We start from the raw sequence: 10,832 nt of genomic DNA, 5'->3' as shown, positions 1-10,832 counted from the left end.
CATGTGCGTGAGCAGCGCGTAGCTCGCGATGTTGAACGGCACGCCGAGGAACAGGTCCGCGCTGCGCTGGTAGAGCTGGCAGGACAGCTCGCCGTCGGCGACGTAGAACTGGAACAGCGCGTGGCAGGGCGGCAGCGCCATCCGCGGGATGTCGGCGACGTTCCACGCGGACACGACCATCCGCCGGGAGTCCGGGTTCTCCCGCAACGTGCGCAGCACCTCGCTGATCTGGTCCACGTGCCCGCCGTCCGGGGTGGGCCACGACCGCCACTGGACCCCGTAGATCGGGCCGAGATCACCGTCGGGCCCGGCCCACTCGTCCCAGATCGTGACGCGGTTGTCCTGCAGCCAGCGCGCGTTCCCGTCGCCGCGCAGGAACCACAGCAGCTCGTAGGCCACCGAGCGGAAGTGCACCTTCTTCGTGGTGATCAGCGGGAAGCCGTCGGCCAGCCGGTAGCGCAGCTGGTGGCCGAAGATCGAACGCGTGCCCGTGCCGGTCCGGTCCGCCTTGCAGGACCCGGTGTCGAGCACGCGGCGGAGCAGGTCCTCGTACTGCGTGTCCGGCATGCCCCGTCCTCGCCCGCGAAGGTGTGCGTCGTCGGGGCCCGATCCTATGCCCGGGCGGACCGGGCACCGGACGACGCGCCCACCGCGCGCGCCATCGACGGGCTGATCCCGCCCCAGCGGGGCAGCGACCGGGCCAGGACCGGGTCCCCCTCGACCGCGAACGCCCCGCTCGCCCGTGCCTCGGTGAGCGCGAGCCGGCCGCGCTGAACGTCGACGAGCGTCGCGACGTCGGTGCGGACCACCAGGTCGTCCCCGGCGCCGGGGTAGGTCACGCACACCTCGGGCCACGGACGCTGCAGCACCAGCCAGAACCGGTCGCGTGGGCGGTCGCGCAGCGCGAACCGGACCACCACCCGGCGCGCCGGCAGGGCGTCGAGGTCGATCATGCGGGCCCACGACCAGAGCGCGATGTACGGGTCCTGCTCGCGCGGGGTCACCTCGCGCCAACGCTCCCCCCACGCCCCGAGCGCCATGACGACCTGGGCGAGCTCCCGCCCCGACGGCGTGAGGTGGTAACGCCGCCCGCGCCCGCGCGGCGCGGGGGCACTGGCGACGACGCCGTCGCGCTCCAGCGTGCGCAGCCTCGAGGCGAGCAGCGTCGTCGACATCCGCGGGCAGCCCTCGTGGATCTGTGAGAACCGCTCGCAGCCCAGCCACAGGTTCCGGATGATCAGCGGCGTCCACCGCTCGGCGAGCACCTCCGCGCCGAGGGCGATCGGGCAGTACTGCCCGTAGCCGCGCTCCACGGGCACCACTATGGCCCCGCCCGGAGCGGACGCCAACTCCGATTTCTGTCGTGGGCGCCCGCCCGCGTCCGGCCCATCCTCGGCTGCGACGAACCGGAACCGGAGGCACACCATGACCACCGATGCCATGACGGCACAGCGGACGATGTGGGCGCTCGGGGACTACCACGCCGTGTCCGAGGTGCTCGCGGGCTTCGGACCCGACCTGGTCCGGGCCTGCGGGATCACGGCGGGGCAGCGCGTGCTCGACGTCGCGGCCGGGACGGGGAACGTCGCCGTCCCCGCCGCCGCCACGGGGGCGCGGGTCGTCGCCTCGGACCTCACCCCCGAGCTGCTGGAGGTCGGGCGCCGCGTCGCCGCCGAGCGCGGGCTGGACCTGGAGTGGGTGGAGGCGGACGCGCAGTCCCTGCCGTTCGCCGACGACGAGTTCGACGTGGTGACCTCGGCGGTCGGGGTGATCTTCGCCCCCGACCACCGCGCCGTCGCCGACGAGCTGGTGCGGGTTTGCCGCCCCGGCGGATTGATCGGGATGATCAACTGGCCGCCCGAGGGGTTCGTGTCGGAGTTCTTCGCGGTGTTCGCCCGGTACCAGCCACCGCCGCCGGGCGCGGCGTCCCCGCTGCTGTGGGGCACCGAGGAGCACGTGGCGGAGCTGTTCGGCGACCGGGTCGAGTCGCTGCAGGTCTCCCGCCACGCCCTCACCGTCGACCAGTTCACCGAGCCGGCGCAGCTCTGCGCGTTCTACAAACGCACCTTCGGCCCGACGATCTCCACCTATGCCGCGACCGCCCACGACCCGGACCGCGTCGCCGCCCTCGACCGCGACTTCCTCGACTTCGCGGTCCGCACCGACCGCGGCCGCCCGGGCGGCCCGGCCCGTTACGAGTACGACTACGTCCGGGTGGTCGCCCGGGTGCGCTGAGCCACCGCCACGGCCCACGTTGACAACTTAACTAAGTTCAAGGACGCTGGTCCTTAACTTAGTTAAGAGGGGTGAGCCGTGCGGAAGAAGGCACTCGTGGTGGGACTCGGGATCGCGGGGATGTCCGCGGCGATCGGGCTGCGGCGCGCGGGGTGGACGCCGGTGGTCGTCGAACGGGCGCCGCAGCGTCGAACCGGGGGCTACTTCGTCTTCCTGTTCCCGGAGGGCGTGCAGGCCGCGGCCGAGCTGGGGATCACCGATCACCTGCACACCCGCAACCCCGAGTGGGAGCCGGGCGGGATCACGTGGTCGTTCACCCGGCGGGGACGCCGGAAGCCGGCCCTCGGCTTCCTGGACCTCGGCGGGGCCGCCGTGCTGCGCGGCGACGTCGAGGCCGCGCTGTGGCGCAGCATCTCCGCGGGCGAGGAGCCGGTCGAGGTCAGGTTCGCCACCACGCCGCTCGAGATCACCGAGCGCAACGACGAGGTGGAGGTCCTGCTGGCCGAGGCCGACACCGGGGCGCGGTACCGGGAGGGCTTCGACCTCGTCGTCGGCGCGGACGGGCTGCGCTCGAGCGTGCGCCGGATGGTGTTCGGCCCGGACGCGGAGTTCCTGACCGACTGGAACGCGATGATCTGCGCGTTCCAGCTGCCCGAGCAGGTGCCCTCGATCGCGCCGAGCCACACGGTCGCCTCTGCGCGCGCGAAGCGGGCGGTGTGGGTGTTCGGGTTCGGCGACCACCCACCGACCGCGCTGCTCACCTACTGCACCGACGACGTCCCGGGGCAGTTCGCCGGATCGCGGATCGAGCGGCTGCGCGAGGTCTACGCCGGGATGGACGACCCGGTGGTGCGCCACGTCCTCGACTGCTTCGAACGGGCCCCGGAGCACCTGTTCGACTCGGTGCACCAGGTGAAGCTGCCGCGGTGGAGCCGGGGGCGGGTCGTGCTGACCGGGGACGCGGCGTGGTGCATGACCACCTACTCGGGCATGGGCGCCTCGTCGGCGATGCGCGGCGGCGCCGCGCTCGCCACGGCCCTGCAGCGCCACCCCGACGACCTCGGCGCCGCCCTCGCTGCGTGGGAGACCGGGCTGCGCCCGTTCATCACCGGGCAGCAGAACTCCGCGCGGGTCAAGCAGCAGCGGTTCGTCCCGACGAACCGCCTGTTGGAGCTGGTGCGCGCGCTCGTCCTCGACGCGGCCCGCCGGGTGACCCACCGCAGGATCGCCTCCTCCGCCGCACCGCGGCCCGCGGCCCTGCCCGGCGCGGCGCGCTGACGCCGCCGCGACCGGGCGAGCCGGACGCGGCCGCTACGCCAGGTGCCGCAGGAGGGCCGCGGCGACGGCGTCCGGGGCGTCCTCGGGGAGGAAGTGGCCCGCCTCCGGCACGACGTGCAGCCGGGCGCCGGGGATCGCGGCCGCGAGCCGGCGCCCGACGTCGGGGGTGAGCCAGGCGTCGCGCTCGCCCCAGAGGACGAGGGTCGGCGTGCGCATCCGGTCGAGCCGGGCGACGGCCTCGGCGGTGTCGGCGTGGCGAACGGCCACCACCTGGTCGACCCAGCGTTCCTGCCCGGCGCGGCCCGCCCACGGCCGCAGGTACTCCTCCAGCACGTCGGATGGCAGCGGCCGGTGGACGGCGCTGCGCAGGCGCGGCCGGATGATGTCGGCGAACACGTGCGTCGGCATCGTCCGGTAGGCCGTGCTGTGCCGCTGCATGTGCTCGGTGAACGGGGTGTTCCACGGCCCGATCACCGCGGCGTCCAGCAGCGCCAGCCGGCGCGCTGGCACGCCGTGGACGAGGTGGGCGCGGACCACGACCCCGCCGCCGATGTCGTGTCCCACGAGGTGGGACGCGGTCAGGCCCCAGTGGTCGACGAGCTCGGCGAGCGTCGCCGCCTGGCGGGCGATCGACGGCGCCACCCCGGAGGCCACCCGCGAGTCGCCGAAGCCGAGCATGTCCCAGACGTGCACGGCGTGGGTCCGCGCCAGCAGCGGCACCACGCGGCGCCACAGGTACGACCAGGCGGGGGTGCCGTGGACCAGGACGACCGGTGGTCCGTCGCCGAACACCCCGGCGGCGACCTCGCCGCCGGCCACGCGGATCCGGTCCGGGAGCCGCCAGGCCGCCGTCATGCCGCGCGCACCGCCGCTCGACGGGGGCCGTAGACCAGCCGCCGCAGCAGCACCTCGGCCGGACCGCGGTAGGACCGGCGCTGCATGGCGTACGCGGCCACGAGCGAGATCAGCCACACCGCCGTGGCACACGCGGCGGCGGCGAACGTCGGGCTCGCCGCGGTGGCGCCGAGCCCCAGCGCGAACGGCCAGGCCAGCACCGCCCACGCCACCGACTGGAACAGGTAGCCGGACAGCGACCGCTCGCCGAGCGCGGTGAGCGCGCCGACCACGACGTTCTCGCGCGGGGAGCGCGTCCGCGTCGTGAGCGCGTGGGCGAGCAGGCCGAACAGTGCGACGTAACCGACGCCGCCGAACGTGCCCGACACCTCGTACAGCAGCTTCACCCACGGCGCCGCGGCGGCGCCGACCTCGATCAGGCCCGCGCTGAACAGCCCCATCGGCAGACCGCCCGCCACGGCGAGCCCGATGCCGCCCACGGCCGCCACGCGCAGCATCCGCAGGTGCCGCCCGGGCTCCTCGAGGATCCGCTTCCGTGCCGCCCACGCGCCGACCCAGACGACGAAGACCAGGCCCGTGATCGTGAGCGTGTGGATCGGCCACTCCTGCAGCCGGTGCACCAGCGAGGAGAGGTAGTCCGGCTGGGCGAAGGAGGCGTTCGGCGAGGTGGGCACCTGGGCCGGAGGGCCGCCCGCCGTCAGCGCGATCACCACGGCGAGCACGGCCGAGTACACCCCGGTGACCGCGAGGTACCAGGGCGCCAGCCGGTACACGCGCTCGCCCCGGCGGAGCAGCAGCAGGGTGAAGGCGATCCCGACCAGGCCGTAGCCGCCCAGGAAGTCGCCGCTGAGCAGCAGCACGCCGTGAACCGCGCCGAAGACCAGAAGCCACGCGTTGCGGCGCAGCAGCACCGACCGCGCGGCGCGCGGGTCCCCCGTCGCGGCGTCCTGCCGGCGGGCGATCTGCACCAGCCCGTAGCCGAACATGATCGCGAACATCGGGTAGGCCCGCGCGTGCACCAGCGTGAACATGAGCAGGTTGTAGGCGCGCTCCAGGCCGTGCGGCGTGGTGTCGACACCGGGCGCGGCCGCGAAGAACGCGCCCGCGCAGTTGGCGAGCGCGATGAACAGCAGCATGGCCCCGCGGGCCAGGTCGGGCGCGAGCGCGCGCTCGGCGCGGCGCACGGGCCCTCTCACGGCGACGGACACGTATCCCCCTTTAGTTGATGACATAAACTATAAGGGACATACTAATGCGGTGTTCGAGCGGCGCGACCGTTGGGGGGAGACTGCTCCGGTGACGGTCGACGAGGTGCCCCCGACGCTGGGCCGGCTGTGGCGGCTGCGCTCGGGTTCCCGGCTGGGGCGTCCGGCGGAGCTCGACGTCGAGCGGATCGTGCGCACGGCCGTCGACCTCGCCGACCGCGATGGGCTGAGCGCCGTCACGCTGTCGCGGGTGGCCAAGGAGCTCGGCTTCACGACGATGTCGCTGTACCGGCACGTCGGCTCGAAGGACGAGCTGTACGTGCTCATGGGCGACCACGTCCTCGGTGCCCCGCCCGAGATCCACGCGGCGGACTGGCGGGACGGGCTGCGGCACTGGGCCGTCGCCCACCGGCAGGTGCACGGACGGCACGAGTGGCTGGCCCGGCTGCCGGTCTCCGGACCGCCGGGCGGGCCGAACGCGACCGCCTGGCTCGACGTGGGCCTGCGGGTGCTGCGCGACACGGGGCTCGGCTGGGCGGCGAAGGTCAACGTGCTCACCGTGCTCAGCGGCTACGTCCGCAGCACGGCCCTGCAGTCCGCGGAGCTGGCGGCGGGCCGCAGCCGGACCGGGCAGGGCGCCGCCGAGGTGGCCCGCGAATACGGTCGGGCCATGGCCCGCCTGGTGGACCGCGACCGGTTCCCCGACGCGGCCGCGTTGTTCGCGTCCGACCTGTTCGAGTCCGCCCCGACGCGCCCCGCCGCGCAGGCGGAGCCCGGCCCCGCCTTCACGTTCGGACTCGACCTGATCCTGGACGGCGTCGCGGCCGCCGTCGACGCCGCGCGGGCGGAACCCGTCCGCACCCGGAAAACCGGAAACACAAGGGGGGAAACATGCGACACGCGGTGAACCTGCCTCCGTTCGCGCCACCGGAGACCCTGGTCTCCCTCGCCGTGGACGCCGAACGGGCCGGCTGGGACGGCGTGTTCTTCTGGGACCACATGACGTGGCTGCCCGAGCTGCGGCTCGACGTGCACGACCCGTGGGTGCTGCTCGGCGCCGTCGCCGTCCGGACCGAGCGGGTGGTGCTCGGCACGATGGTGACCCCCCTGGCGCGGCGCAGGCCGTGGAAGGTCGCCAAGGAGCTCACCACCCTCGACCACCTCAGCGGGGGGCGCACGGTGCTGGGCGTCGGCCTCGGCGCGCCGCCCGACGCCGAGTTCGCCGCGTTCGGGGAGCCGAGCGACGCCCGCCACCGTGCCAACGTGCTCGACGAGGGCCTCGCCGTGCTCGACGGCCTGCTGCGTGGCCGCGTCGACCACGACGGCGAGCACTTCGAGGTGCACACCGAGCTGCTGCCCCGGCCGGTGCAGTCCCCGCGGCCACCCATCTGGGTCGCGGGCGAGAGCCCGCACCGCAGGCCGCTGCGCCGGGCGCTGGGGTGGGACGGCTTCGTCCCGCTGTCGGTGGGCGGCGCCCTGACCCCGGAGCAGGTCGCCGACTACCTCGACGGGGTCGAGCGGCCCCCGGGGTGGGACGTCGTCTCCGTGCACATGGCCGGCCATCCCGCCCGCGACTACGAGAAGGCGGGCGTGACCTGGCTCGTGACGGGCATCGACCCGGAGGGCGGCTGGGTCGACGAGCTGCGGGCCTCCATCCGCCGCGGGCCGCGGGACTGATCGAGCGCCGCCCGGCCCCGGCCCCCGCTCATCGCGGCGGCGCCGGGTCGGGCGGCGTTCGCACGTCGCGGTAACGACCCCGCCGGGCCGGCCGAACCATGCAGGGCCCGGGCTCCCCACCGACCAGGAGCGACGGCGGGCAGTTCCCGCGAAGGAGGATCATGGAGTACGTCGGTCCGCCGCCGGTCCGGCCGGAGCCCCCACGCCCCCGGCAGACCAACCACATCCTCCACCTGCTGCTGTCGATCCTCACCGCGGGCTTCTGGCTGGTCATCTGGGGTATCGCCGCTCAGCAGACCGCTGGGATCAACCACCAGGCGCAGCTGCGGTACCGGGAGGACCTCGAACGCTGGAAGCTGGAGTACGACGCCTGGCAGCGCTGGTACGCCCTGGTCTACCGGCTCCCGCCTCCGCCGATCGCGTACTGATCTCCGGGTCGGAGGTGGCGGGCGAGGAAACGGCCCGCGGCCTCCCCCGCGAACGCCGGGACGCCGGTGTGCCCGCCCGTGTTCGCGTGCAGCGTCTTCTCCTTCGAGCCGAAGGCGTCGAACAGGTCCAGGGCGAGCTGCCGGTCGTTGCCCTCGTCGTCCCACTGCAGCAGGACGTGCAGCGGGATGGTGACCCGCCGGGCCTCGTCGAACATCGCACGCGGCACGTAGCTGCCGGCGAACAGGACGGCGGCCGCGATGCGCGGCTCGACCACCGCCAGCCGGACACCGATGGCGATCGGCCCGCCGGAGTACCCGACCGGGCCGCCGATCCCCGGCAGGGCCAGCAGGGCGCCGAGGGCCGCCCGCCACTCCGGCACCGCCCGGTCGACCAGCGGACGGACCAGCCGCTCGACGATCTCGTCGTCGACCGGCCCACCGGCCGCGATCGCCCGGCGCAGGTCGGCGCGGGCCTCGTCGGCGGCGGCGGACCGGGGCCGGTCACCGGCGCCGGGCAGCTCGAGGGTGGCCGCGGCGAAGCCGTCCGCCACGGCGGCCCGGGCGCGGGCGGCCAACCGGGGGTACATCGCGTCGAGGCCACCGGGGTGGCCGAGCAGGACCAGCGGGACCGGCGCGGATGCGCGGCCGGGCGCCCAGAGGATGCCGGGGATGTCGACGAGGCTGAACCGGCGTACGACGACGCCGTCGAGGTGCTGTTCGGTGGTGAAGTGCATGTTCCGGCCTTCCGGGAGTGCTCGGGAACGGCGCTCCCGGGCGACCTACCGCCCGACCGTGACCCCTTCGAGGAGCACCCACGTCGATGCGTTCACGGGTACCACCTCCTCGATCTCGCGCACGGCCTCCGGCACCGTAGCCGACGATCCCGAGGTCTCACCACCGAGTTCCGGGCGATCCGTTGACCTTGCCGTCACGGCAACTCCTACCGGCTGCGCCCCCTCTCCTCGACCGTGGCCGCCACGATCACGCACCTGGAGGAGGGGACCGAGATGCCGGTCGAGGAGATGTTCGAGGCGATGGCACCCGAGCGCGCGGCATACCTCAACGGCCTGCCGCGCAAGCGCACCGCGGCCGGCACGCAGCTCGCGACGAGCTCCGCCGCACCCTGCTGGTCGAGCCGACCTACCGGCCCCGTTGGCTGCTGCCCGGCGTGGTCGTCGGCGCCGACGAGTCGCCCTTCGCGGCGGCGGCGCGCGCCGTACGGCACGAGCTCGGCCCGTCCGTCGAACCGGGACGGCTGTTGGTGGTCGACCGGGTTCCGCCCGGCCCCGGCCGCATCGAGGGGCTCCTCTTGGTCTACGACGGCGCCCCGCTCCCCTCCGAGGAGGAGATCGCGCTTCCGGCCGAGCTGCGCAGCTGGGCCTGGTGCACCGGTGACGAGCTGGAGGCCCGGCTCTCGGCGCACGTGCTGCGACGCACGCGAGCAGCGCGCCGCGCCCGGGCCGAAGGGACGACGCTGTACCTGGAGAACGGCTCCCCGATCCGACAACTACTCCAACCATCGCGGCTCCGCGGGGCGGCCGTCCCGCAGCACGCTGCGCGCCGCGTCGACGAAGCCGGACGGGAAGATCCGGACGTTGCGCAGGTCCGGGTCGTCGATCGCCCACCAGCTGAGCTCCTGGACGTAGCCGCGCTCGTACTCGCTGAGGTTGGCCCGACTCAGCTCGGTCGAGGCGAAACGGCACCAGAAGTACCACTCGTCGACCGCACGCGTGACGCCCGAGGCATCGGTGATGCTCTTGCGACGTCGCCAGATGCACGACCCCGGATCGTCGACGACCTGCCCCGTCTCCTCGAAGATCTCCCGCACCATCGCAGCGTCGAGGCTCTCCCCGGGCTCGACCCCGCCTCCGACGAGGATCCAGTAGTCGGTGACCGGGTCCGACGCGTCGAGCGGCATTTCGTCGCGCACCCTCATCAGCAGGATCCGGCCGTCAGGTCCGGTGATCAGGGCGCGCACCCCCCGCCGGAAGACGGTCACGCCGCTGCCGCTGCGCGGGCACAGCAACGGTTGCTTCCGGAGGTGCGCCGCCAGAGGCGCGTGGTGACGTGGTCGGCGTCGCGGCCGACGCCGCGCAGGGTGGCGGAGGCGAAGCTGCGTTGCCATTCGAGGCCGACGTAGCCGAGGCCGGGGTGGGTGCAGGACAGGCCGCGGGAGTGTCGGGGCGATCCAGTGGCGTCGAGCGCGCCGAGGGGGGTGAGGTGGTCCAGGGCGGGGCGGTAGCCGGTGGCGAGCAGGATGGTGTCGACGTGCTCGTGTCGGCCGTCGGGCCAGATGACCTGGTCCCCGTCGACGTGGGTGAACATCGGGCGGCGGGCGGGGCGTCCGACGTCGATGGCGGGGCGGTAGGTGCCGTCGTCGACGACGGGGATGCCGGGTTCGGTGCGCAGCAGGTGCCCGATGGGCAGGCGGTCGTAGCCGAGGACGGCCGACCAGAAGTGCACGTCGCGGCCGAGGAGGCGTTGCGGCGCGTACCTGATCGGGGCGCGGGATGCGAGGGTGACGTGGGCGTGTCGGGCGAGCTCGAGCGCGATCTGCACGGCTGAGTTGCGCGCGCCGACGACCACGACGCGCTGCCCGGCGAACGGCTGCGGCGAGCGGTAGTCGGCGGCGTGCAGGACGTGCCCGGTGAAGGTGTGCAGGCCGGGCAGGTCGGGCCGGTGCGGGGTTCCGAAGCCGCCGCTGGCGGCGATCAGCAGCGGGGCGGTCGAGGTTGTGGTCGGGGTGTGGACCGCGAAGCCGTCTCCGTCGGGGTGGACGTCGGTGACGCGCTGGTCGGTGCGGATGTCGGCGTCGAGGGTGGCGGCGTAGCGGCGCAGGTAGTCGACGACTTCGTCACGGTGCGGGTAGTGGTCGGGGTCTCCGGGGAACGGCAGCCCCGGCAGCGCGCTGTAGCGGGCCGGGGAGAACAGCACGAGGCTGTCGTAGTAGCGCGGCCACGAGCCGACCGGCTCGGGTCCGGCCTCCGACACGACCGGGTTCAGGCCGCGGGCGAGCAGCGAGCGGGCAGCAGCGAGGCCGGCCTGGCCGGCGCCGACGACGATCGCGTCGGAACTGTTCACACGCACCTCGAAGATCGAGTCCTCCGGGGTGGAGGAACGGTCGGTTCAGGGACAGGTGTGCTCGTCCGCGCAG

12 protein-coding genes and 1 pseudogene are annotated in these 10,832 nt (G+C 74.0%); 6 read left to right on the top strand and 7 right to left on the bottom strand.

Annotated elements, in window-relative coordinates; genetic code table 11:
* Both VKZ81_RS10100 and VKZ81_RS10095 read right to left on the bottom strand, forming a co-directional pair.
* Positions 1-567: thymidylate synthase (locus VKZ81_RS10100; protein ID WP_324241205.1), on the bottom strand; the 567-nt coding region annotated here is incomplete at its 3' end.
* Between the two features lie 44 nt (positions 568-611).
* Entirely contained in the window at positions 612-1,313 is a 702-nt protein-coding gene (locus VKZ81_RS10095; protein ID WP_324241204.1) for a winged helix-turn-helix transcriptional regulator, read from the bottom strand.
* A gap of 112 nt (positions 1,314-1,425) precedes the next feature.
* Here VKZ81_RS10095 and VKZ81_RS10090 point away from each other — a divergent pair, with 112 nt between their 5' ends.
* Both VKZ81_RS10090 and VKZ81_RS10085 read left to right on the top strand, forming a co-directional pair.
* Positions 1,426-2,235: a class I SAM-dependent methyltransferase gene (locus VKZ81_RS10090; RefSeq protein ID WP_324241203.1), complete on the top strand. Its 810-nt coding sequence runs from the start codon at positions 1,426-1,428 to the stop codon at positions 2,233-2,235.
* Positions 2,236-2,313: 78 nt separating this feature from the next.
* Positions 2,314-3,513 carry an FAD-dependent monooxygenase gene (locus tag VKZ81_RS10085; protein ID WP_324241202.1) on the top strand — a complete coding sequence of 400 codons (1,200 nt, stop codon included), beginning with the start codon at positions 2,314-2,316 and terminating at the stop codon, positions 3,511-3,513.
* Positions 3,514-3,546: 33 nt separating this feature from the next.
* Here VKZ81_RS10085 and VKZ81_RS10080 read toward each other — a convergent pair whose 3' ends face one another.
* Positions 3,547-4,368, bottom strand: coding sequence for an alpha/beta fold hydrolase (locus VKZ81_RS10080; protein ID WP_324241201.1), 822 nt, complete (start codon positions 4,366-4,368; stop codon positions 3,547-3,549).
* Positions 4,365-5,576, bottom strand: a complete 1,212-nt coding sequence (locus VKZ81_RS10075; protein ID WP_324241200.1) for a DUF418 domain-containing protein — start codon at positions 5,574-5,576, stop codon at positions 4,365-4,367. The genes VKZ81_RS10080 and VKZ81_RS10075 overlap by 4 nt, the downstream gene beginning before the upstream one ends.
* Before the next feature lie 88 nt (positions 5,577-5,664).
* Between VKZ81_RS10075 and VKZ81_RS10070 the strand changes: the two genes are divergently transcribed.
* The 3 genes from VKZ81_RS10070 (at position 5,665) to VKZ81_RS10060 (ending at position 7,678) form a co-directional block, all read left to right on the top strand.
* Entirely contained in the window at positions 5,665-6,480 is an 816-nt protein-coding gene (locus VKZ81_RS10070) for a TetR/AcrR family transcriptional regulator (RefSeq protein ID WP_324241199.1), read from the top strand.
* Complete coding sequence (locus VKZ81_RS10065) at positions 6,465-7,250, top strand: LLM class flavin-dependent oxidoreductase (RefSeq protein WP_324241198.1); 786 nt, start codon at positions 6,465-6,467, stop codon at positions 7,248-7,250. Before VKZ81_RS10070 ends, VKZ81_RS10065 begins: the two co-directional genes overlap by 16 nt.
* A gap of 161 nt (positions 7,251-7,411) precedes the next feature.
* The gene (locus VKZ81_RS10060; RefSeq protein ID WP_324241197.1) at positions 7,412-7,678 is read left to right on the top strand and encodes a hypothetical protein; all 267 of its coding nucleotides are present in this window, start codon (positions 7,412-7,414) and stop codon (positions 7,676-7,678) included.
* Here VKZ81_RS10060 and VKZ81_RS10055 read toward each other — a convergent pair.
* Positions 7,645-8,412, bottom strand: a complete 768-nt coding sequence (locus tag VKZ81_RS10055; RefSeq protein WP_324241196.1) for an alpha/beta hydrolase — start codon at positions 8,410-8,412, stop codon at positions 7,645-7,647. The genes VKZ81_RS10060 and VKZ81_RS10055 overlap by 34 nt on opposite strands.
* 182 nt (positions 8,413-8,594) lie before the next feature.
* On the opposite strand from VKZ81_RS10055, the pseudogene VKZ81_RS35115 reads away from it, so the two are divergent.
* Positions 8,595-9,074: pseudogene (locus VKZ81_RS35115) on the top strand (NUDIX domain-containing protein); the annotation flags it as partial.
* A 111-nt stretch (positions 9,075-9,185) separates the two neighbouring features.
* Here the strand turns inward: VKZ81_RS35115 and VKZ81_RS10050 are convergent.
* Together VKZ81_RS10050 and VKZ81_RS10045 are read right to left on the bottom strand one after the other, a co-directional pair.
* Positions 9,186-9,677 carry an NUDIX domain-containing protein gene (locus tag VKZ81_RS10050; protein ID WP_324241195.1) on the bottom strand — a complete coding sequence of 164 codons (492 nt, stop codon included), beginning with the start codon at positions 9,675-9,677 and terminating at the stop codon, positions 9,186-9,188.
* The gene (locus tag VKZ81_RS10045) at positions 9,674-10,759 is read right to left on the bottom strand and encodes a flavin-containing monooxygenase (protein WP_324241194.1); all 1,086 of its coding nucleotides are present in this window, start codon (positions 10,757-10,759) and stop codon (positions 9,674-9,676) included. The genes VKZ81_RS10050 and VKZ81_RS10045 overlap by 4 nt, the downstream gene beginning before the upstream one ends.
* Between the last annotated feature and the right edge of the window lie 73 nt (positions 10,760-10,832).

This window comes from Pseudonocardia sp., from assembly GCF_035305885.1.
GTDB lineage: Bacteria > Actinomycetota > Actinomycetes > Mycobacteriales > Pseudonocardiaceae > Pseudonocardia.
Note: the sequence above shows the minus strand (reverse complement) of the source record. Positions and strands in the feature narration are given on the sequence as shown.

Bases quoted from the DNA above. Each gene is read 5' to 3' on its own strand.
- VKZ81_RS10090 (WP_324241203.1), top strand. From the start codon at position 1,426: ATGACCACCGATGCCATGACGGCACAGCGGACGATGTGGGCGCTCGGG.
- VKZ81_RS10080 (WP_324241201.1), bottom strand. From the start codon at position 4,368: ATGACGGCGGCCTGGCGGCTCCCGGACCGGATCCGCGTGGCCGGCGGC.
- VKZ81_RS10065 (WP_324241198.1), top strand. From the start codon at position 6,465: ATGCGACACGCGGTGAACCTGCCTCCGTTCGCGCCACCGGAGACCCTG.
- VKZ81_RS10060 (WP_324241197.1), top strand. From the start codon at position 7,412: ATGGAGTACGTCGGTCCGCCGCCGGTCCGGCCGGAGCCCCCACGCCCC.
- VKZ81_RS10055 (WP_324241196.1), bottom strand. From the start codon at position 8,412: ATGCACTTCACCACCGAACAGCACCTCGACGGCGTCGTCGTACGCCGG.